The sequence below is a fragment of the Atopomonas sediminilitoris genome (assembly GCF_022601735.1).
Lineage (GTDB): Bacteria > Pseudomonadota > Gammaproteobacteria > Pseudomonadales > Pseudomonadaceae > Atopomonas > Atopomonas sediminilitoris.
This window is the reverse complement of sequence record NZ_JAKUMM010000005.1, coordinates 149563-170272: the sequence shown is the minus strand read 5'-3', so window position 1 is coordinate 170272 and position 20710 is coordinate 149563. Positions and strand designations below refer to the sequence as shown.

General features: G+C 54.0%; 20 protein-coding genes. 4 read left to right on the top strand and 16 right to left on the bottom strand.

Going from position 1 to position 20710, the window contains the following annotated elements:
- Nucleotides 1-32 precede the first annotated feature (32 nt).
- From atpG to rpmH, 16 genes are all read right to left on the bottom strand, one after another.
- Nucleotides 33-893 carry a F0F1 ATP synthase subunit gamma gene (gene atpG, locus MKI83_RS09155; RefSeq protein ID WP_241585078.1) on the bottom strand — a complete coding sequence of 287 codons (861 nt, stop codon included), beginning with the start codon at nucleotides 891-893 and terminating at the stop codon, nucleotides 33-35.
- Between the two features lie 49 nt (nucleotides 894-942).
- Nucleotides 943-2487 carry a F0F1 ATP synthase subunit alpha gene (atpA, locus tag MKI83_RS09150; protein WP_241585077.1) on the bottom strand — a complete coding sequence of 515 codons (1545 nt, stop codon included), beginning with the start codon at nucleotides 2485-2487 and terminating at the stop codon, nucleotides 943-945.
- A gap of 11 nt (nucleotides 2488-2498) precedes the next feature.
- Complete coding sequence (locus MKI83_RS09145) at nucleotides 2499-3041, bottom strand: F0F1 ATP synthase subunit delta (RefSeq protein WP_241585075.1); 543 nt, start codon at nucleotides 3039-3041, stop codon at nucleotides 2499-2501.
- 12 nt (nucleotides 3042-3053) lie between these two features.
- Nucleotides 3054-3524 (bottom strand): F0F1 ATP synthase subunit B, encoded by a 471-nt coding sequence (locus MKI83_RS09140; RefSeq protein ID WP_241585074.1) that lies wholly within the window; start codon nucleotides 3522-3524, stop codon nucleotides 3054-3056.
- Between the two features lie 55 nt (nucleotides 3525-3579).
- Nucleotides 3580-3837, bottom strand: coding sequence for a F0F1 ATP synthase subunit C (gene atpE / locus MKI83_RS09135; RefSeq protein ID WP_067035513.1), 258 nt, complete (start codon nucleotides 3835-3837; stop codon nucleotides 3580-3582).
- Between the two features lie 67 nt (nucleotides 3838-3904).
- Nucleotides 3905-4771, bottom strand: a complete 867-nt coding sequence (gene atpB / locus MKI83_RS09130) for a F0F1 ATP synthase subunit A (RefSeq protein ID WP_241585379.1) — start codon at nucleotides 4769-4771, stop codon at nucleotides 3905-3907.
- Nucleotides 4772-4785: 14 nt separating this feature from the next.
- Nucleotides 4786-5187 (bottom strand): F0F1 ATP synthase subunit I, encoded by a 402-nt coding sequence (locus MKI83_RS09125; RefSeq protein WP_241585073.1) that lies wholly within the window; start codon nucleotides 5185-5187, stop codon nucleotides 4786-4788.
- A 156-nt stretch (nucleotides 5188-5343) separates the two neighbouring features.
- Nucleotides 5344-6216: a ParB/RepB/Spo0J family partition protein gene (locus tag MKI83_RS09120; protein WP_241585072.1), complete on the bottom strand. Its 873-nt coding sequence runs from the start codon at nucleotides 6214-6216 to the stop codon at nucleotides 5344-5346.
- 8 nt (nucleotides 6217-6224) lie between these two features.
- On the bottom strand, nucleotides 6225-7022 hold the full coding sequence (locus MKI83_RS09115) for a ParA family protein (RefSeq protein ID WP_241585071.1): 798 nt from the start codon (nucleotides 7020-7022) through the stop codon (nucleotides 6225-6227).
- Between the two features lie 13 nt (nucleotides 7023-7035).
- The gene (gene rsmG, locus MKI83_RS09110) at nucleotides 7036-7674 is read right to left on the bottom strand and encodes a 16S rRNA (guanine(527)-N(7))-methyltransferase RsmG (protein ID WP_241585069.1); all 639 of its coding nucleotides are present in this window, start codon (nucleotides 7672-7674) and stop codon (nucleotides 7036-7038) included.
- A complete protein-coding gene (gene mnmG / locus MKI83_RS09105) occupies nucleotides 7674-9566 on the bottom strand; it encodes a tRNA uridine-5-carboxymethylaminomethyl(34) synthesis enzyme MnmG (RefSeq protein ID WP_241585067.1) in 1893 nt (630 codons plus the stop codon). Before mnmG ends, rsmG begins: the two co-directional genes overlap by 1 nt.
- A gap of 498 nt (nucleotides 9567-10064) precedes the next feature.
- Complete coding sequence (gene mnmE, locus MKI83_RS09100; RefSeq protein ID WP_241585065.1) at nucleotides 10065-11426, bottom strand: tRNA uridine-5-carboxymethylaminomethyl(34) synthesis GTPase MnmE; 1362 nt, start codon at nucleotides 11424-11426, stop codon at nucleotides 10065-10067.
- A 60-nt stretch (nucleotides 11427-11486) separates the two neighbouring features.
- On the bottom strand, nucleotides 11487-13166 hold the full coding sequence (yidC, locus tag MKI83_RS09095; RefSeq protein WP_241585063.1) for a membrane protein insertase YidC: 1680 nt from the start codon (nucleotides 13164-13166) through the stop codon (nucleotides 11487-11489).
- Between the two features lie 3 nt (nucleotides 13167-13169).
- Nucleotides 13170-13412, bottom strand: a complete 243-nt coding sequence (gene yidD, locus MKI83_RS09090) for a membrane protein insertion efficiency factor YidD (RefSeq protein WP_241585062.1) — start codon at nucleotides 13410-13412, stop codon at nucleotides 13170-13172.
- The gene (gene rnpA, locus MKI83_RS09085) at nucleotides 13405-13806 is read right to left on the bottom strand and encodes a ribonuclease P protein component (RefSeq protein WP_241585061.1); all 402 of its coding nucleotides are present in this window, start codon (nucleotides 13804-13806) and stop codon (nucleotides 13405-13407) included. The genes yidD and rnpA overlap by 8 nt, the downstream gene beginning before the upstream one ends.
- A 12-nt stretch (nucleotides 13807-13818) precedes the next feature.
- Complete coding sequence (gene rpmH, locus MKI83_RS09080) at nucleotides 13819-13953, bottom strand: 50S ribosomal protein L34 (protein ID WP_241585060.1); 135 nt, start codon at nucleotides 13951-13953, stop codon at nucleotides 13819-13821.
- A gap of 535 nt (nucleotides 13954-14488) precedes the next feature.
- Here rpmH and dnaA point away from each other — a divergent pair.
- From dnaA to gyrB, 4 genes are read left to right on the top strand one after another with little or no spacing between them, the layout of a single operon-like run.
- Nucleotides 14489-15949 (top strand): chromosomal replication initiator protein DnaA, encoded by a 1461-nt coding sequence (gene dnaA, locus MKI83_RS09075; RefSeq protein WP_241585059.1) that lies wholly within the window; start codon nucleotides 14489-14491, stop codon nucleotides 15947-15949.
- 28 nt (nucleotides 15950-15977) lie between these two features.
- Complete coding sequence (gene dnaN / locus MKI83_RS09070) at nucleotides 15978-17087, top strand: DNA polymerase III subunit beta (protein WP_241585058.1); 1110 nt, start codon at nucleotides 15978-15980, stop codon at nucleotides 17085-17087.
- Entirely contained in the window at nucleotides 17088-18191 is a 1104-nt protein-coding gene (gene recF, locus MKI83_RS09065) for a DNA replication/repair protein RecF (RefSeq protein WP_241585056.1), read from the top strand.
- Nucleotides 18192-18195: 4 nt separating this feature from the next.
- On the top strand, nucleotides 18196-20616 hold the full coding sequence (gene gyrB / locus MKI83_RS09060; RefSeq protein ID WP_241585054.1) for a DNA topoisomerase (ATP-hydrolyzing) subunit B: 2421 nt from the start codon (nucleotides 18196-18198) through the stop codon (nucleotides 20614-20616).
- Nucleotides 20617-20710: the final 94 nt, after the last annotated feature.

Below are 20710 nucleotides of genomic sequence, written 5' to 3'. Positions count from 1 at the left end.
ATTTGGTTCCTCTAAGAGACTGAAACCTGTGCTTAAACCGCCGCAGCGCCGCCGACGATCTCGGAGATTTCCTGGGTAATCGCAGCCTGACGCGCCTTGTTGTAGACCAGCTGCAAATCGCTGATCAAATCACCGGCGTTGTCGGTTGCGTTCTTCATTGCAATCATCCGTGCGGCTTGTTCGCAGGCACTGTTCTCAACCACAGCTTGATATACCTGAGACTCAACGTAGCGCACCATTAAACCATCGAGGATGGCCTTGGCGTCGGGCTCGTATAAGTAGTCCCAGTGATGCTTAAGCTCTTGATCTTCATCCGCTACCAGCGGAACCAATTGGTCCACGGTAGGCTTCTGAGTCATCGTGTTGATGAACTTGTTGCTCACTACGAACAGGCGATCAATACGACCTTCCAAGTAGGCGTCGAGCATTACCTTGACGCTACCAATCAGATCGCCGATCGAGGGTTCTTCACCGAGATGGCTAATCGCAGCCACCACGTTGCCACCGTAGTTACGGAAGAAAGAAGCACCCTTGCTACCCACCACACACAGGTCGATTTCCGCGCCTTGTGTCTTCCAAGAAGACATATCGCGGACCAGCGACTTGAACAGGTTGATATTTAGACCACCACACAGACCACGGTCGGAGCTGACCACGATATAACCAACGCGCTTAACTTCGCGCTCCACCATAAACGGGTGGCGGTATTCGGGGTTGGCATTAGCCAGGTGACCAATCACCTGACGGATGCGCTCCGCGTAAGGGCGGCTAGCAGACATGCGCGATTGTGCTTTGCGCATCTTGCTAACAGCCACCTTTTCCATGGCGCTAGTGATCTTTTGCGTGCTTTTGATGCTCGCAATTTTCGTGCGAATCTCTTTTGCGCCTGCCATGTATCACCTATCGGTTTAGACAGCCGGGGGCTTTCGCCCCCGCTGCGGCTTACCAGGTCTGGGTGGCCTTAAACTTCTCGATGCCTTCTTTAATGCCGGCTTCGATATCGTTGTTGTAGTCACCCGCTTCGTTGATCTTGGCGATCAGATCGGCCTTCTCGCGTGCGAAGAAAGCCAACAGGCCTGCTTCAAACGAGCCAATCTTGTCCAGCTCAACGTCGGTCAGGAAGCCCTTTTCCGCGGCAAACAGGCTGACAGCCATCAGACCGATGGACATCGGCGCGTACTGCTTCTGCTTCATCAGCTCGGTTACGCGCTGACCATGCTCAAGCTGCTTACGGGTGGCTTCGTCCAGGTCAGAAGCAAACTGGGCGAAAGCCGCCAGTTCACGGTACTGAGCCAGAGCGGTACGGATACCACCAGACAGCTTCTTGATGATCTTGGTCTGTGCCGCGCCACCTACACGAGATACCGATACACCGGCGTTAACGGCCGGACGGATACCTGCGTTGAACAGCGAAGATTCGAGGAAGATCTGACCGTCAGTGATCGAAATCACGTTGGTCGGTACGAAAGCAGACACGTCACCAGCTTGGGTTTCAATGATTGGCAGAGCGGTCAACGAACCGGTCTTACCCTTCACAGCACCCTTGGTGAACTGCTCAACGTACTCTTCAGAAACACGCGAAGCGCGCTCCAGCAGACGGCTGTGCAGATAGAACACGTCGCCTGGGTAAGCTTCACGGCCTGGCGGACGGCGCAGCAGCAGGGAGATCTGGCGGTAAGCCACAGCCTGCTTGGACAGATCATCATAAATGATCAGTGCGTCTTCACCGCGGTCGCGGAAGAATTCACCCATGGTGCAACCCGAGTACGGCGCGATGAACTGCAGAGCAGCTGATTCGGACGCACTGGCGGCAACGATGATGGTGTTAGACAGAGCACCGTGCTCTTCAAGCTTGCGTACTACGTTAGCGATGGTCGATTGCTTCTGACCGATCGCGACGTAAACACACTTAATGCCGCTGTCTTTTTGGTTAATGATCGCGTCAACCGCCATCGCGGTTTTACCGATCTGACGGTCACCGATGATCAGCTCACGCTGGCCACGGCCGATTGGGATCATGGCGTCAACGGCCTTGTAACCAGTCTGTACAGGCTGGTCTACCGACTTACGCCAGATCACGCCCGGAGCAACCTTTTCTACCGCATCGGTAGCTTCGGCGTTCAGCGGGCCTTTACCGTCAATGGGGTTACCCAGTGCGTCGACGACACGACCCAGCAGTTGCGGACCAACCGGCACCTCAAGGATGCGGCCAGTACACTTAGCGGTCATACCTTCGGCCAAACCAAGGTAGCTACCCAAAACAATGGCGCCTACGGAGTCTTGCTCGAGGTTCATGGCCATGCCGTACAGGCCGCCTGGGAACTCGATCATTTCGCCGTACATCGCATCGGCTAAGCCGTGGATGCGGACGATACCGTCGGAAACGCTGACAATAGTGCCTTCGTTACGCGCCTGAGAAGACACATCGAGTTTCTCGATGCGCTGCTTGATGATGTCACTGATCTCGGAAGGATTCAGTTGCTGCATGCTCAGCCCCTTCAAACTCTTGATTTCAACGCTTCGGCTAATTGAGCAATCTTGCCGCGTACGGAGCCGTCAATGACGAGATCCCCTGCACGAACAATAATGCCCCCGATCAGGCTGGCATCTTCGCTGGTGTGCATACGCACTTCCCGGCGGAGCCTTGCACTGAGTGCCTTGGCGAGTTTGTCTTGCTGGTCAGAACCCAACGCAAAGGCGGAAGTCACCTCAACGTCAACGCTCTGTTCCTGTTCAGCCTTGTATTGCTCGAACAGCGCTGCAATTTCCGGCAACAAAGCCAGACGCTTGTTTTCCGCCAACACGCCAACAAAGTTGCGTGCGGCTTCGTCCAGCTGCTCAGCACAGACTTGCGTAAAGGCTTGGGCCTTTTGCTCGTCGGTCATCTGAGGCGCGCTTAGAAAAGCTTGCATTGTGCTGTCAGCGGCTACAGCTGCGGTCAACGACAACATGCTGGACCATTGGCCCAGCTGTTGAACGCTTACTGCATGCTGAAAAGCCGCCTTAGCATAAGGACGCGCCAGTGTGGTCAGTTCTGCCATGGTCGCCCCCGCTTAGAGTTCGGCTGCCAGTTTGTTGACCAGCTCCGCATGTGCATTTTGATCGACGGAAGCGCCGAGGATCTTCTCCGCACCAGCAACAGCCAGGCTACCCAATTGGGCGCGCAAGGCGTCTTTGACTTGGTTCAGTTCCTGCTCGATTTCCGCTTTAGCCTGCGCTTTTAGGCGGTCGCCTTCAGCACGGGCCTGATCGCGAGATTCCTCGACGATCTGGTTAGCGGTTTTCTTCGCTTGCTCGACGATTTCGGCTGCCTGAGTCTTGGCTTCGCGCAGTTGCTGGGTCACTTTTTCTTGAGCCAGCTCTAAATCACGCGATGCACGGTTGGCAGCGTCCAAGCCGTCTGCGATCTTCTTCTGACGCTCTTGCAGAGCCTGAATGACCGGAGGCCATACATACTTCATGCAGAACATCACGAACACAAAGAACGCTACGGATTGGCCAATCAGAGTTGCATTGATATTCACGCCAACACCTCGCTCGTTCGTTGTTCTTTAGTTAAACCAATCACCCGAAGGTTGATTAGCCAGCTACCTGAGCAACGAAGGGGTTAGCGAAGGTGAAGAACAGTGCGATACCAACACCGATCATGGTTACGGCGTCAAGCAGACCGGCAACGATGAACATTTTAACCTGCAGCATTGGCACCATTTCTGGTTGACGCGCAGCGCCTTCCAGGAACTTGCCACCCAGCAGACCAAAGCCAATCGCGGTGCCCAGTGCACCCAGGCCAATCAGCAGAGCTACAGCAACAGCGGTCAGACCTACTACAGTTTCCATTTTTCCTCCCGACTCTCGTCGATGATTAAAGGTTGTGGTTAGTTGTGGTTAAAGGGTGAAGCAAAAATCAGTGGTTATCTTCGTGAGCCATCGACAGGTAGACGATGGTCAACATCATGAAGATGAACGCTTGCAGCACGATGACTAGGATGTGGAACACGGCCCACGCCCAGTGCAACGCCACGCCGAACAGACCCAGTACCCAACCGGCACTGAAGACAACGGCGATCAGAATGAAGATCAGCTCGCCAGCGTAGAGGTTACCGAACAGACGCAGTGCCAGAGAGATTGGCTTGGCGATCAGGGTGACAAATTCCAACAGGAAGTTCACCGGGATCAACAGCGCCTGGACCAGCTTATTGCTGGAACCGAACGGATGCAGGGTCAGTTCACCCAGGAAGCCGCCAATGCCTTTCACTTTGATGCTGTAGAAGATGATCAAGGCGAAGACAGAGAAAGCCAGACCCAAGGTTGCGTTCGGGTCAGTGGTGGGTACGACACGGAAGAACATGTGCTCGTTACCGGCAACCGCTTGTGCTGCCAGCGGCAACCAGTCTACGGGGATCAAGTCCATCAAGTTCATCAGGAAAACCCAGACGAAGATGGTCAGTGCCAAGGGAGCAATAAGGGCGTTACGACCATGGAAGGTGTCTTTGACGCTGCCGTCAACGAACTCAACCATCACTTCCACGAAATTCTGTAGGCCGCTTGGCTGACCAGAGGTCGCTTTTTTAGCCGCTGCACGGAACAGGAAGATGAAAATAAGACCCAGAACAACGGACCAACCTAGGGTATCAACGTGGAAAGCCCAGAAGCCCATTTCTTTGGCTTCTTGCGCAGTGTGCGCAAAGCTCCAACCGTTGACCGGGTGGTTGCCGTAGGTCAAGTTCTGCAAGTGGTGCTGGATGTACTCCGACGCGGTGCCTGCCATGATTTGCCTCGAACGTTTTAATGTTTTTTAAGTTTTAGCAGTAAGGGTGCGAACCAACTGATCGCCTGCGTGAGCACTAGTCCGATGAAAAACATCGGCGCATTCAGTGGTTTCACCCCTACAAAAATCATTGCCATCAAGGCTGCGCTGAACAGCAGCTTACCGGCTTCCCCCGCATAAAACCCGCGGACTATTTCTCGTGCTGCTCGCGCGCCTTGGTAACGAAAGGCTTTCCGTGCGAGGTATACATTCGGCAGGGCAATCACTAACCCACCTAACAACGCTGATTTGGCGGCCAAACCATCAATCGCAAAAAAACACACCGCCGCCAACAACAAAGCAAAAACAAACTGCGCCACTAACATGGGGAACACTGGCAGTTTGTGTAAGGGCAGAATCTCCGGTGTTCTGGTCGTCATTCTTACCCCAACCCCGCACTAAAACAGGGCAAAACGCTTACTAAAAAATGGCATGAAAAGTGCCGCAAAAAAGCGCGCAAAGTATAGGGAGCTTTGCCTGTAGCTTCAACCGTTGGTCTGACTTTTCCGACATCCCGCGCACCAAACTTGGTCAGCTTAGCGAATATGTGCCAAAACGCCTTGTAATTCATCCAAGCTGGCGTAGCGAATAATCAGCTGCCCTTTGCCTTTGCTGCCATGTTTGATTTGTACGCCTGCGCCTAGTTTTTCTGCCAGGCGCTGTTCAAGCCGCTGTATGTCAGGGTCTTGAGCGGTTGTTGCTTTGGCGGGGGGCTGATCTTTGAGCAGCGCGCGAACCAGTGCTTCGGTCTGGCGCACGTTCATGGCTTCGGCAACAACCCGACGAGCGGCATCCACTTGGCCTGCTTCAGGCAGCCCTAACAAGGCCCGTGCATGACCCATTTCGAGGTCACCATGGCTAAGTAAGGTCTTAATTTCTTCTGGTAGCGCAATCAAACGCAGCAAATTAGCCACACTGGCGCGGGATTTACCCACCGCATCAGCCACTTGTTGCTGGGTAAGTTCAAACTCTTGCTGCAAGCGTTGCAGGGCTAGGGCTTCTTCAACCGGGTTTAAGTCTTCACGTTGGATGTTCTCGATCAGGGCCATGGCAATGGCGGCTTCATCGGGCACATCACGGACTACCGCGGGGATGGTTTCTTGTCCAGCTTGTTGGCTGGCACGCCAGCGGCGCTCACCAGCAATGATCTCGAAGCGGCCACCAGCAATCGGGCGCACCACAATCGGTTGCATCACCCCTTGCGCCTTGATCGACGCCGCGAGCTCTTCTAGTGCTTGCGGGTCCATATCGCGGCGGGGTTGGTATTGGCCACGCTGGACCAAATCCAGCGGCAATTCACGCAACTCACGCTCATTGGCGGATCCTGCGTTTTCATGCAGCGATGCGTTAACCGAACTACCCAACAGGGCATCCAAGCCTCGGCCGAGGCCGCGTTTTTTGCTGGCCATGCGAATCCTTACAGTGCGGGAGCGGGAATGGCTTTGTTGGCAATGTCGTGGCGGCGGTTGATTTCACCCGCCAAAGCCAAATAAGCAATCGCGCCTTTGGATTGTTTGTCGTAGCTAAGCACCGGCATGCCAAAACTAGGGGCTTCTGCCAGGCGCACATTGCGCGGAATAACCGTGTGGTACAGCTGATTGGGGAAATGCTGCACCAATTGCGCCGATACATCGTTGGTTAGGCTGTTGCGTGGGTCGTACATAGTACGCAACACGCCTTCGATTTTCAGATTAGGGTTCAGTACAGCGCCAATGCGCTTGATCGTGTTGACCAAGGCGGACAGGCCTTCTAGCGCGTAATACTCGCACTGCATGGGAATCAAAACGCCATCGGCGGCGACTAACGCATTGACGGTCAGCATATTCAGCGACGGCGGACAGTCGATCAGGATGTAGTCGTATTTATCCCGCGCCGCACTCAGGGCGTAACGCAGACGACTTTCCTTCATTTTCATTTCGAGCAGCTGTACTTCGGCGGCGGTTAGATCGCCGTTAGCCGGCAGCACGTGATAACCGCCGTGCTCAGACGTTTGCACCGCGTCGTCGATCTCGCATTCATCCAGCAAAACGTCGTACACCGAGCGTTGTAACGTGTGCTTATCCACACCACTGCCCATGGTGGCGTTGCCTTGAGGATCTAGATCGACCAGTAAGACTTTGCGCTTGGTCGCCACTAAAGACGCGGCAAGATTGATGCAGGATGTGGTTTTACCCACGCCACCTTTCTGGTTGGCGACTGCCAATACCTTGCCCATGTACGGTTTCCCCTCAGTCCTTGCGCTGCAATATCAACAAGTGGCGCTGCCCTTGGCAACCCGGTACATCCAACGCATGACTGTCGGTTAAATGAAAATCATCGGGTAGCGCAGCGAGCTCATCTTGTGGATAAAGCCCCTTCATGGCCAGCCACTGGGTTTGATTATCCCCCAAATGACGTGTCCAGTTGGTGAAGTCATGCAACGAGCTAAACGCCCGCGACACAATACCATCGAACGCTGGCAACTCGAGTTGTTCGACTCGGCTATGCAGCACGGTGACATTGCCTAAGCCCAGTTCCATTTTCACTTGCTGCAAAAAACGCGTTTTTTTGCCGTTGCTATCAACCAAGGTGAATTGGCGCTCAGGTGCCAAGATGGCCAAGACAATACCGGGCATGCCGCCGCCGCTGCCAATATCGGCCCAACGTTCACCGCTGATGAACGAGGCGATGCTTAAGCTATCGAGCAAATGACGCTCGATCATTTCTTGCGGATCACGCACGGCGGTGAGGTTATAAGCCTTGTTCCACTTCACCAACAGGCCGTGATAGGCCAGCAACTGGGCTTGCGCCTCGGCGCTCACAGTCAAATTGAGCGCAGCAATACCGCGTTGCAACGCACCTTGGTAGCGGTTATCCACAGCCGACATCAAGCACTCTGCTCCAACGGCTTACTGGCCGAACGTTTTTTCAGATGAATCAACAACAACGAAATCGCTGCCGGCGTCACTCCGGGGATGCGCGATGCCTGGCCTAAGGTGGCCGGGCGTGCCTCGTTGAGCTTGTGTTGAATCTCTTTGGACAAGCCCGAAATTCCGCTGTAGTCCAGCGTCTCAGGTAAAGCCACCGCTTCGCTGCGGCGCAAACGATCGATTTCTTCTTGCTGACGATCGATGTAGCCGGCGTACTTGGTTTGAATCTCTACTTGCTCAGCCACTTGCGCGTCGACTTCGGGGCTGTTGGTCAATGTCGCCAGCGTGGCGTAATCCACCTCGGGACGGCGCAGCAAGTCTTGCAGGTTGTACTCATGGGTCAACGGCGTGCCGAAGTGCTCACTGATGGCATCCCCCATAACGGTTTTGGGCTGCACCCAGGTGCTCTTCAAACGCTGTTGTTCTTGCTCAATGGCTTCGCGTTTAGCGCTAAACGCAGCCCAATGCGCATCGTCAATCAAACCCAACGCACGGCCCTGTTCGGTTAAACGCAGATCGGCGTTGTCTTCGCGCAAAATCAGACGGTATTCCGCCCGTGAGGTGAACATGCGGTAGGGCTCTTGGGTGCCCATGCTGATCAAGTCATCTACCAACACGCCGATGTAGGCTTCATCGCGACGCGGGGTCCACGCGTCTAATTCTTGAGCACGGCGCGCGGCGTTGATACCGGCGAGCAAGCCTTGTGCACCGGCTTCTTCGTAACCGGTGGTGCCGTTGATTTGTCCTGCAAAAAACAATCCGCCAATCACTTTGGTTTCAAGGCTGTGCTTGAGATCGCGCGGATCAAAGTAATCATACTCAATGGCATAACCGGGGCGCACGATGTGGGCGTTTTCCAAGCCACGCATGGAGCGAACAATGTCCAGCTGTACATCAAACGGCAGTGAGGTGGAAATGCCGTTGGGATAAAGCTCGTGGGTGGTTAAGCCTTCTGGTTCGATAAACACCTGGTGCTGATTTTTATCCGCAAACCGGTGGATCTTGTCTTCAATCGACGGGCAGTAGCGCGGACCAACCCCTTCGATAACCCCTGAATACATCGGCGAGCGATCAAGGTTGTTGCGAATAATCTCGTGCGTGCGCTCATTGGTATGGGTGATGAAGCAACTGATCTGCCGAGGGTGGTCCGCCAGTGAGCCACGGAAAGACATCACCGGTAACGGTGTGTCACCGGGTTGTTCCGTCATCACGGAAAAATCCACTGAACGAGCATCAATGCGCGGTGGGGTGCCGGTTTTTAAGCGACCAACGCGCAGTGGCAGTTCGCGTAGGCGTTTGGCTAAAGCAATCGACGGTGGATCGCCAGCGCGCCCGCCGGAGTAATTCTGCAAGCCGATGTGGATAAGTCCACCGAGGAAGGTACCGGTGGTCAGAACGACGTTATCACTGAGAAAACGCAGGCCCATTTGCGTCACAACGCCTTTGACTTGATCGTTTTCCACGATGAGGTCATCGGCCGCCTGCTGAAAAATCCACAGATTGGCTTGGTTTTCTAAGGTTTCACGGATGGCGGCTTTGTACAGCACGCGGTCTGCTTGTGCGCGGGTAGCGCGGACTGCGGGGCCTTTACGGCTGTTAAGTACGCGAAATTGAATGCCACCTTTATCTGTCGCCAGCGCCATAGCACCGCCGAGGGCATCAATCTCTTTAACCAGATGGCTTTTACCGATGCCACCAATGGCTGGGTTGCAGCTCATTTGCCCGAGTGTTTCTACGTTGTGCGTTAGCAATAGGGTTTTCACCCCCATGCGGGCAGCAGCAAGCGCTGCTTCGGTGCCGGCATGGCCACCGCCGATTACGATTACGTCAAAACGCGTGGGATAGTCCACCGAACACCTCTGCCTAGGGCAGTTTGAAAATAGCCGCGCAGTATACAGGCTTCACTAAGGCTTGAAGAAGCGCATTTGACTAAAAAATGATCAACGCGTGTGCTTTGGGTTCGTTGTACCGCCAATAAAAATAAAAAAAGAGATATATATTTTTTCTTATTTTTATTTTTACTATTAGCGCCGCTATTTTCTGTGGATAACCTTCTGTAAGGCCCATTAATAAAGGCTCTACGTAGTCTAGTAAAGCTGTGACTTAAGCGGGGGTAGGCTCGGTGTAAGCTGTCCATGAGCTGTGGATGAAAGTGCTGGTTATCCACAGGCGTGTTTACCCCCAGCTTTTTGGTCAGCTTATGGGCAGGGCTTAGGCTGGGTTTTCCACAGGCCTTAGGCAGGTGATTGACGCAGGCCTGCGCTAAAAATCACAGGCGTGATGAGGCCACAGCGCTTAGAAGAGCTAAGCACTGGCACTTAAAAAAGGTAGATCGGGAATAGGCGGCGTTACTTGCCGATGCAGAAGCTTGAAAAGATGCGCCCCAGCAAGTCGTCTGGGGTGAATTGGCCGGTAATTTCACCAAGGGCCTGTTGGGCTAAGCGCAAGTCTTCAGCTAACAACTCACCTGCGCCACTACCGAGCAACTGAGCACGACCGACGTCCAAGTAATGGGCCGCTTGTTGTAAGGCTTGTAAATGGCGATTGCGAGCACTGAAGCCGCTTTCTGCGGTTTGCTGGTAGCCCATGCAGGCTTTGAGGTGCTCGCGTAGCAAATCGAGGCCTTGATCTTGTTTGGCGGACAAGCGCAGCAAAGGCCCGTGCGCGGTTTCTTCAATGCCTGCGGATTCACCTTTAAGGTCGATCTTATTGCGGATTAGAGTGACCTTACTGGCATCCGGTGCTTGATCGAGAAACTCTGGCCACAGGGCCCACGGGTCATCGCCTTGTGGGTCAGTGGCGTCCACCATCAGTAAGATGCGGTCGGCTTCGGCAATCGCTTTTAATGCCCGTTCGACGCCGATTTTTTCTACCGCGTCATCGGTGGCTCGCAGCCCAGCGGTATCGATCACGTGCAAAGGCATCCCATCGATGTGGATATGTTCGCGCAAGATATCCCGCGTGGTGCCTGCTATGTCGGTCACAATGGCGCTTTCGCGACCGGCTAAGGCATTCAATAAGCTCGACTTCCCGGCGTTTGGGCGGCCGGCAATCACCACATTCATCCCATCGCGCAGTAAGGCGCCTTGTCCGGCCTCACGCTGCACCGCAGCGAGCTTGGCGGTGACTTCATCCAACTTATTCAGGACATGGCCATCAGCCAGAAAGTCGATTTCTTCCTCGGGAAAATCAATCGCAGCCTCAACGTACATGCGCAGTTCAATCAGTGCGTCGCACAGGCTATTCACGCGCTGGCTGAACGCACCTTGCAGCGAACGTAAGGCGTTTTGCGCGGCTTGGACTGAGCTGGCTTCGATCAAGTCGGCGATCGCCTCGGCTTGGGCTAAATCCAGTTTGTCGTTAAGAAACGCCCGTTCACTGAATTCACCTGGCTTGGCTAAGCGTGCTCCGGCTTGTACGCAAGCCTCGAGCAGTAGGTTAAGCACTACGGGGCCGCCGTGGCCTTGTAGCTCCAGCACGTCTTCACCGGTGAAGGAGTTGGGGCCAGCAAAGAACAGGCTTAATCCTTCATCGAGCACCTGCTCATCGCGGTAGAAAGGACCGTAATGCGCCATGCGCGGCGTGAGGTGGCGTCGACACACGATCTTGGCGATGTCCGCCGCTTTTGCGCCTGAGACACGCACGATGCCCACGCCGCCTCGACCAGGCGCGGTGGCAATTGCGGCGATGGTATCGGTGTTTAGCTGCATGTCAGGCTCCAATGCAAAACGCCCCTCACGAGAGGGGCGCTTGTGTGGCAGGTTGTCGGGTTACGCTTTGTTAGCCATGGCCGCTTCAATCTGACGCGTAATGTACCACTGCTGTGCGATCGACAAGACGTTGTTGACCACCCAGTACAGCACCAGACCGGCGGGGAACCACAAGAAGAAGAAGGTGAAGATAATCGGCAACATCTTCATGACCTTGGCCTGCATTGGGTCCGGCGGAGTGGGGTTGAGCATTTGTTGCAAGAACATGCTCACGCCCATGATGATCGGCAGGATGAAGTACGGGTCCATCACCGCCAAGTCATGGATCCAGAACATCCAAGGGGCTTGGCGCATTTCAACGCTTTCTAGCAGCACCCAGTACAAGGCCAAGAAAACCGGCATCTGCACCAAAATAGGTAAGCAACCGCCCAGTGGGTTGATCTTTTCCTTTTTGTACATCTCCATCATGGCTTGCGACATTTTCTGCCGATCATCACCGTGCAACTCGCGCAGTGACTGCATTTTCGGCGCTAAGGTGCGCATCTTCGCCATCGAGCGATAACTGGCTGCAGACAGCGGGAAGAAAGCCAATTTGATCAAAATGGTCAGCACAATGATTGACCAACCCCAGTTGCCGAGCAGGGCATGGATATGCTCCAGCAACCAGAAGATTGGCTGGGCTAACCACCAGAGGAAGCCGTAATCAACGGTGAGTTCAAGACCTGGGGATAACTGCCCCAACACTTCTTGAATTTTAGGACCCGCGTACAGGGTGACATTCACACTCTGATGGCTACCAGCAGCAACACTGATGGTTTGCCCAGTGAAACCGATGATGTAGTTGCCTTTGCTGTCTTTGCGGGTTTGCACCACATTTTGACTATCCGCCGAAGGAACCCAAGCGGTGACAAAATAGTGCTGCAGCCAAGCAACCCAACCGCCATTCACATCAACACGCAGCTTTTCATCGTCCATGTCGGACATGGCGAGCTTGCGATAAGGCTCATCAGGGGTCCATAGCGCAGCACCCAAAAAGGTCGCCATGCCGGTGGGGCTGTTGGAGGACGGATCACCGCTGTTGTCGCGTTTAATTTGGGCAAACAGGTTACCGTTCCAAGCTTGCTGGCTTTGGTTGTCGATCAGGTATTCAACATCGACTTGGTAGCTGTCACGGGTAAAGGTGAAACGCTTGGTGTAATTAACCCCGTTTGCACTGTGCTTGAGGTCTACGACCAGTTGGTCGTCGCCTTCAGCGAGCTCAAACTCAGCCTTGCTTGCGGTGAATAAAGGACGACCATCCGCGCTGGCGTCGGGGCCATTGGCGCCAATCAAACCACTTTGCGCTTCATACACGCGCTCTTGGCCGTTATCGAACAAGGTAAACGGCACGTCTGGGTTTTGCAGGCTGCGTGGGTATTTCGGCAGATTGAGGTGAACCACATCACCGCCACGCGGATTAATCGCCATCTGCAACGCGCCAGTATTCACACGAATCAATTGATTAGCGTTTTGGCTAACGGCGGTCGGCGCTTCTACGGCATTGGCGATAACAGGCACATCATCACTGGCAGCGGTGTTGTTGAGGGCAGGAATATCCTGCGCCATCGCGTTATCAAGCGGTTGAGCAGTAGAGGCAGCTGGTGGCAACTGAGGCTGACCGTAATCTTCATTCCATTTCAGAACCAAGAAATACGAAACCAGCGCTAAGGCGACGAGCAGGACGGAACGTTGGATATCCATGAGCTATTCGGCCATCGATGAAGAACGGGAAGGGTTTTCAGGCACCGGATCATACCCTCCGGGGTGCCATGGGTGACAGCGCGACAAACGGCGAACTGTCAGCCAGCCGCCATGCACAACACCATATTGTTCAATGGCCTCTTGTGCATAACAGGAGCAGCTGGGATAGAAACGGCAATGGCTCGCCATCATCGGACTGATGGCATAACGGTAAACACGGATTAGGCCTAGAGCCAGACTACGCATGAGGGCGATCGTCAGAGGGTTCAGCTAAAGCAGGCGTGTTTTTGCGTAATTTTGAAAGGCGTTTCCATAACTTAACGAAGTGCGCATGCAGCTCGTCATTGTCTTGGTCAGCCATGCCTTTGCGAGCCAGAACGATGATGTCCCAACCAACCAATTGCTCTTGGTGGCGGCGAAAACTATCGCGGATAACGCGTTTAAGGCGATTACGCTGAACAGCTAGACGCACACTCTTTTTGGCAATAACAAAACCAATGCGAGGGTGGTCCAGCTGATTCTCGCGGGCAAGCAGTAAAACCTGCTTACCAGGAACCTTACCGGTGGTGCCATCAAAGACTGTCTTGAAGTGTCGCGGCGTCAGCAAACGCTTATCGCGACTAAAGCTCTGATCAGTCACCGGTAGATTCAATTAGGCGGTCAGACGCTTACGGCCTTTAGCGCGACGGCGAGCAATAACCTGACGACCATTTTTGGTGGCCATGCGAGCACGGAAACCGTGGTTGCGCTTACGCTTCAGGACGCTGGGTTGAAAAGTACGCTTCATGGTGATGTACCTAGTGAATAAGTTATGGCGAGCCTAGCTATCCAGACCCCCCTCCAAAGGACCGGCAATTCTAGAGAAAGGTATTGCCTAGGTCAATTTCCATCGTGTGCTTTTCGTCAGATAGGCCGCGAGTAATAAAAATAAGAAATATGAATTTTTAAAAGATTGTGTTTGTTAAAGCTATTAAGCAGCGCTTCTTCTGTGGATAACCGCTTCTAGGGCTTTAAACCAAAGGCTTGTAGAGTTTAGGAACACTGTGCGTAAGGTGTCATCGGCTTGCGAGTAAGCTGCGCGTAGCCTGTGGGTTAAATGGCGGTTTTTCCACAGACGAGTTATCAACGCTTTCGCACACAGGGTTATGCGCCTGGTTTTTCAGTAGTTTTCCACAGTGCTTAGGTTTGCTCACAGGGCCTGTTCGCGCTTCGTAAGTGGCTGATTGTCAAGCACAATAAATCTGCTTTTGGGTGTGGATAAGTGACTGAGCGGAAGGCTAGAATGGCTAGCCTTGTTGGCTGACCTCTAGATAGGAGAAGGCGTGTCCGTAGAACTTTGGCAGCAGTGTGTAGACCACCTGCGTGACGAGTTGCCTAGCCAGCAGTTCAACACTTGGATACGTCCGCTTCAGGTTGAAGGTGATCTGGAAGAGCTGCGCGTGTTCGCGCCCAATCGCTTTGTTTTAGATTGGGTTAACGAAAAATACCTATCGCGCATTCTTGAGCTGATGAGCGAGATGGCCGTTGAGCATGTCCCTGCGCTGTCTCTGTTGATCGGCAGCAAGCGCAGTGCAGCGCGTGTGGCCCCTGCTCGCCCAACGCCTGCTGTAGCAGAACCCAGTCGAAGTCACGCACCTCATGCGGTGAGTAATCCGGCATTATTAGAAGTGGCGAGTAGCCCAAGCCCAGACACTGCGCGTGATACGGCGGTGGCTAATGGCACTGCGGCAAAGCCAGCCCCTGCCGAAAGCGTGGTTAAGCACACCAGCTACCTAAACCGTGGTTTTACCTTCGAAAACTTTGTTGAGGGTAAATCTAACCAGTTGGCCCGCGCCGCCGCGTGGCAAGTGGCAGATAACCCCAAGCATGGTTACAACCCGCTGTTTTTGTACGGTGGTGTGGGTTTAGGTAAAACGCACTTGATGCACGCGGTGGGTAATCACCTATTAAAGAAGAACCCCAACGCCAAAATCATCTACCTGCACTCTGAGCGCTTTGTCGCCGACATGGTCAAGGCACTGCAGCAAAACGCAATCAATGAATTTAAGCGCTACTACCGCTCGGTAGACGCACTGCTGATCGACGACATTCAATTTTTTGCGCGCAAAGAGCGTTCGCAAGAAGAATTTTTCCACACCTTTAATGCGTTGTTAGAAGGTGGCCAGCAGGTCATCTTGACCAGCGATCGTTACCCCAAAGAAATCGATGGCCTTGAAGAGCGCCTTAAATCGCGATTTGGCTGGGGCTTAACCGTAGCTGTTGAGCCTCCTGAGTTGGAAACGCGGGTAGCGATTCTGATGAAGAAAGCCGAGCAAGCGCGGATCGATTTACCGCCTGATGCGGCGTTCTTTATTGCGCAACGTATTCGTTCTAATGTGCGTGAGCTAGAAGGTGCATTGAAACGCGTGATTGCCCATGCGCATTTTATGGGCCGAGAAATCACTATCGAGCTGATCCGCGAGTCCTTAAAAGACTTGCTGGCACTGCAAGATAAATTGGTTAGCATCGACAATATTCAGCGCACCGTGGCCGAGTATTACAAAATCAAGATTTCCGATTTGCTATCCAAACGGCGGACGCGTTCGGTGGCACGTCCACGCCAAGTGGCGATGGCGCTGTCGAAAGAGTTAACCAATCACAGCCTGCCGGAAATTGGTGATGCATTTGGCGGCCGTGATCACACCACGGTTTTGCATGCTTGCCGCAAAATTGCCGAACTGCGCGAAGCCGATGCGGATATCTGTGAAGATTACAAAAACTTGCTGCGTACCCTGACCACCTGATCGCAGCTACAGCGAAGGAAGAGACAACATGCATTTCACTATCAATCGAGAAGCCTTGTTGAAGCCGCTGCAGTTGGTGGCGGGTGTGGTTGAACGTCGGCAGACGTTGCCTGTGTTGTCTAACGTGCTTTTGGTGGTTGAGGGCGATCAGCTCTCGCTCACAGGTACTGACCTAGAAGTGGAACTGGTTGGCCGTGTGCATCTTGAAGAGCCCGCACAACCGGGTGAGATCACCGTACCGGCGCGTAAGCTGATGGACATCTGTAAGAGCTTGCCCAGCGATGTGATGATCGATGTGCGCTTGGATGAGCAAAAACTGCTGGTTAAAGCAGGCCGTAGCCGCTTTACCTTATCGACGCTCCCGGCCAATGACTTCCCTACTGTTGAAGAAGGCCCAGGCTCGCTGAACTTCGCTGTCGGTCAGGCCAAGCTCAAGCGCTTGATCGATCGCACCGGTTTTGCCATGGCGCAACAAGATGTGCGTTATTACCTCAACGGCATGCTGTTAGAAGTTGCACAAGGCAAACTGCGCGCTGTGGCCACTGATGGTCACCGTTTGGCCATGTGTACCTTGGATGCCGGTATCGACTATCAAGACAAGCATCAGGTTATTGTGCCGCGTAAAGGTATTTTGGAGCTGTCTCGCCTGATGAGTGAGCCGGATACCGAAGTCCGCATTGTGCTGGGAACAAACCACATTCGTGCTACGACCGGCAGCGGCGACTTCACCTTCACCTCTAAGTTGGTTGATGGCAAGTTCCCGGATTACGAGCGCGTTTTACCGCGTGGCGGCGACAAGTTAGTGGTCGGTGATCGTAATGCGCTGAAAGAAGCCTTCAGCCGCACCGCCATTCTGTCGAACGAAAAGTATCGCGGTATTCGTCTGGGCTTGTCTGAGTCGCTGCTGAAGATCCAAGCGAACAACCCCGAGCAAGAAGAAGCGGAAGAAGAAGTGGCCGTCGATTATGCCGGCGGCTCGTTGGAGATTGGCTTCAACGTTAGCTACTTGTTGGATGTGATGGGGGTGATGGGCAGTGAAACAGTGCGCATGACCTTGAGCGACTCCAACAGCAGCGCACTGGTACAAGAAGGTGATAGCGACGATTGTCACTACGTTGTTATGCCAATGCGTCTGTAAATGTCCCTTACCCGCTTGTCCGTCACCGCGGTGCGTAACCTGCACCCGGTGACGCTCTCTCCCTCTCCCCGCATCAATCTGCTCTACGGCGCCAACGGCAGCGGTAAAACCAGCCTGCTCGAAGCCATCCACCTGTTGGGCTTAGCCCGATCATTTCGCAGCACACGGCTGCATCCGGTGATTCAACATGAGCAGCCGCACTGCGTTCTTTTTGGCGAGGTTGCGTTAGCCGGTGGCTTGCGTGCGCAACTGGGTGTGCAGCGCGATCGTGCAGGCGAGTTTGTGATTCGCCAAGATGGTAAAAACTTACGTAGTGCAGCAGCGCTGGCGGAGTGCTTACCACTGCAGCTGATTAATCCAGATAGTTTTCGCTTGTTAGAAGGTGCGCCTAAAGTTCGCCGGCAGTTTTTAGACTGGGGTGTGTTCCACGTGGAACAACACTTCTTGCCGACGTGGCAACGACTGCAGACTGCCCTGCGGCAGCGAAACTCATGGCTGCGCCATGCTAGAATGGACGCCGCTTTGCAAGCGGCATGGGATCGCGAACTGATCGCTGCCAGCGAGCAAATCGATGCGTTACGCCAAGCCTACTTACTGCAGCTCAAGCCGGTTTTTCAATCGGTATTGGGTGAGTTGATTGAGCTTGATGGTCTAACCCTGAGCTATTCACGCGGCTGGGATAAAGAGCGCTCGTTAGCTGATGTGTTGGCGTCGTCTTTGTCGCGCGATCAACAACTGGGTTACACCCAAGCGGGTCCGCAGCGGGCTGATTTACGGTTGCGTATTGGCGGTCACAACGCCGCGGATGTGTTGTCGCGGGGGCAACAAAAACTGGTTGTCTGTGCCTTGCGTATTGCCCAAGGCCATTTGTTACAAACAGTTAAACGCGGACGCTGTGTGTATCTGGTGGATGATTTACCGTCAGAGCTCGACGAGCAGCACCGCAAGGCACTCTGTCGGTTGTTAGAAGCCTTGGACTGCCAGGTATTCATCACCAGTGTGGATGCCGACTTTGTTAAAGATTTTTGGCGTGAGGACACGCCGCTTGCCATGTTCCACGTGGAACATGGACGAATAACACAGACCTTAGCCCATCAGGAGTGAAGGCATGAGCGAAGAAAGAACGTACGACAGTTCCAGCATTAAAGTGCTTAAGGGGCTGGATGCCGTACGCAAGCGTCCGGGCATGTATATCGGTGATACCGATGATGGGACGGGTCTGCACCATATGGTGTTTGAAGTCGTCGATAACTCGATCGACGAAGCGTTGGCGGGCTTCTGTTCGGAAATTCTGGTGAGCATTCACCCTGATGAATCGATCAGCGTGCGCGATAACGGTCGCGGCATTCCGGTGGATATGCACAAAGAAGAAGGTGTATCCGCGGCCGAAGTGATCATGACCGTACTGCACGCCGGCGGTAAGTTTGACGACAACACCTACAAGGTTTCCGGTGGTTTGCACGGTGTGGGCGTTTCAGTGGTTAACGCGCTCTCAGAAGAGCTGCAACTGACCATTCGCCGCGCGGGCCAAGTGTGGGAACAAACCTATCACCATGGCGTGCCCCAAGCACCGCTGTCGCCAGTGGGTGAAACAGAAGGCACGGGAACCGAGATTCACTTCAAGCCCTCCCCGGCCACCTTCACTAATATCCATTTCAGTTGGGACATTCTGGCCAAGCGCTTGCGCGAGTTGTCATTCCTCAACTCGGGTGTGTGCATTGTTCTGAAAGATGAGCGCAGCGGTAAGCAAGAGACTTTCCACTACGACGGTGGTTTGCGCGCCTTCGTTGAGTACCTCAACCACAATAAAACCGCGGTCAATAACATCTTCCACTTCACCTACCAGCGTGAAGAAGATGGTGTCGGCGTAGAAGTGGCGATGCAGTGGAATGACAGCTTCAACGAGAACATTCTCTGCTTCACCAACAACATTCCGCAGCGCGATGGCGGCACCCACTTGGCGGGCTTCCGCTCAGCGTTGACGCGTAACCTGAACACCTACATCGAGCAGGAAGGCCTGCTGAAAAAGATGAAGGTCAACACCACCGGTGACGATGCGCGTGAAGGCTTAACCGCGATTATCTCGGTTAAGGTGCCGGACCCGAAATTCAGCTCGCAAACCAAAGACAAGCTGGTGTCTTCAGAAGTGAAGACGGCTGTTGAGCAAGAAATGGGCAAACACTTTGCCGATTACCTGCTAGAAAACCCCAACGAGGCTAAGCAGGTCGTTGGCAAGATGATCGACGCCGCCCGCGCCCGTGAAGCGGCCCGTAAGGCCCGTGAAATGACGCGCCGCAAAGGTGCGCTGGATATCGCCGGCTTGCCAGGCAAACTGGCTGACTGCCAAGAAAAAGACCCTGCGCTGTCTGAACTCTACATCGTGGAGGGTGACTCAGCCGGTGGTTCTGCCAAGCAGGGCCGCAACCGTAAAACTCAAGCCATTCTGCCGCTCAAAGGTAAGATCCTGAACGTCGAGAAGGCGCGCTTCGACAAGATGTTGTCTTCGCAAGAAGTCGGCACTTTGATCACCGCGCTGGGCTGTGGCATCGGTCGTGAGGAGTTCAACCTCGCTAAACTGCGCTACCACAACATCATCATCATGACCGATGCTGACGTCGACGGTTCGCACATTCGTACCCTGCTGCTGACGTTCTTCTTCCGCCAAATGCCGGAACTGATCGAAAACGGCTACATCTACATTGCTCAGCCGCCGCTTTACAAAGTGAAGAAAGGTAAGCAAGAGCAGTACATCAAAGACGACGAGGCCATGGATGAATACATGACCCAGTCGGCCTTGGAAGATGCCAGTCTGCACGTCAACGAGAGCGCACCGGGCTTATCCGGTGAAGCCTTGGAAACCTTGGTTAACCAATACCGTGGCGTGATGAAAACGCTGAAGCGCTTGGCGCGGTTGTACCCGCAGGAGCTGACCGAGCACTTCATCTACTTGCCGCGTTTGAGTGTTGAGCAACTGGCTGATCAAAGCGCGATGCAAACCTGGTTAGACGCCTTCCAAGGGCGTTTAAGCAGCGCAGAAAGCTCGGGCTTCACCTACTCTGCCAGTCTGCGTGAAGACAAAGAACGCAATTTGTGGCTGCCGGTGGTAGAGACCGTGGCGCATGGCTTGTCGAATTACATCACCTTCAACCGTGATTTCTTCAACAGCAATGACTACAAAGCCATCGCCAATTTGCGCGATGCGTTACACGGCTTACTGGAAGACGGCGCGTACATTCAGCGCGGCGAGCGGACTAAACCGGTGACACGCTTTAAAGATGGTCTCGAATGGCTGATGACCGAGAGCACCAAGCGGCACAGCATTCAGCGCTATAAGGGTCTCGGCGAGATGAACCCAGACCAGCTGTGGGAAACCACCATGGACCCCAATGTACGCCGCATGCTTAAAGTCACCATTGAAGACGCGATCGGCGCCGACCAAATCTTCAACACCCTAATGGGTGACCAAGTAGAACCGCGTCGTGAATTTATCGAGAGCAACGCCTTGGCGGTGACCAACCTCGATATTTGATATCTTGTCGATGGGCAGATTAATTGGCATGTTTGTGCGAGTTATTGTCATGCCGAAATCAGCCACTACCCCGGCCTAGCGCCGGGGTTTTTCT

Coding starts and splice junctions, on each gene's coding strand:
- atpG (WP_241585078.1), bottom strand. CDS start 893: ATGGCAGGCGCAAAAGAGATTCGCACGAAAATTGCGAGCATCAAAAGC.
- atpA (WP_241585077.1), bottom strand. CDS start 2,487: ATGCAGCAACTGAATCCTTCCGAGATCAGTGACATCATCAAGCAGCGC.
- MKI83_RS09145 (WP_241585075.1), bottom strand. CDS start 3,041: ATGGCAGAACTGACCACACTGGCGCGTCCTTATGCTAAGGCGGCTTTT.
- atpE (WP_067035513.1), bottom strand. CDS start 3,837: ATGGAAACTGTAGTAGGTCTGACCGCTGTTGCTGTAGCTCTGCTGATT.
- MKI83_RS09125 (WP_241585073.1), bottom strand. CDS start 5,187: ATGACGACCAGAACACCGGAGATTCTGCCCTTACACAAACTGCCAGTG.
- MKI83_RS09120 (WP_241585072.1), bottom strand. CDS start 6,216: ATGGCCAGCAAAAAACGCGGCCTCGGCCGAGGCTTGGATGCCCTGTTG.
- MKI83_RS09115 (WP_241585071.1), bottom strand. CDS start 7,022: ATGGGCAAGGTATTGGCAGTCGCCAACCAGAAAGGTGGCGTGGGTAAA.
- rsmG (WP_241585069.1), bottom strand. CDS start 7,674: ATGTCGGCTGTGGATAACCGCTACCAAGGTGCGTTGCAACGCGGTATT.
- mnmE (WP_241585065.1), bottom strand. CDS start 11,426: ATGCAGCTAAACACCGATACCATCGCCGCAATTGCCACCGCGCCTGGT.
- yidC (WP_241585063.1), bottom strand. CDS start 13,166: ATGGATATCCAACGTTCCGTCCTGCTCGTCGCCTTAGCGCTGGTTTCG.
- yidD (WP_241585062.1), bottom strand. CDS start 13,412: ATGCGTAGTCTGGCTCTAGGCCTAATCCGTGTTTACCGTTATGCCATC.
- rpmH (WP_241585060.1), bottom strand. CDS start 13,953: ATGAAGCGTACTTTTCAACCCAGCGTCCTGAAGCGTAAGCGCAACCAC.
- dnaN (WP_241585058.1), top strand. CDS start 15,978: ATGCATTTCACTATCAATCGAGAAGCCTTGTTGAAGCCGCTGCAGTTG.
- recF (WP_241585056.1), top strand. CDS start 17,088: ATGTCCCTTACCCGCTTGTCCGTCACCGCGGTGCGTAACCTGCACCCG.
- gyrB (WP_241585054.1), top strand. CDS start 18,196: ATGAGCGAAGAAAGAACGTACGACAGTTCCAGCATTAAAGTGCTTAAG.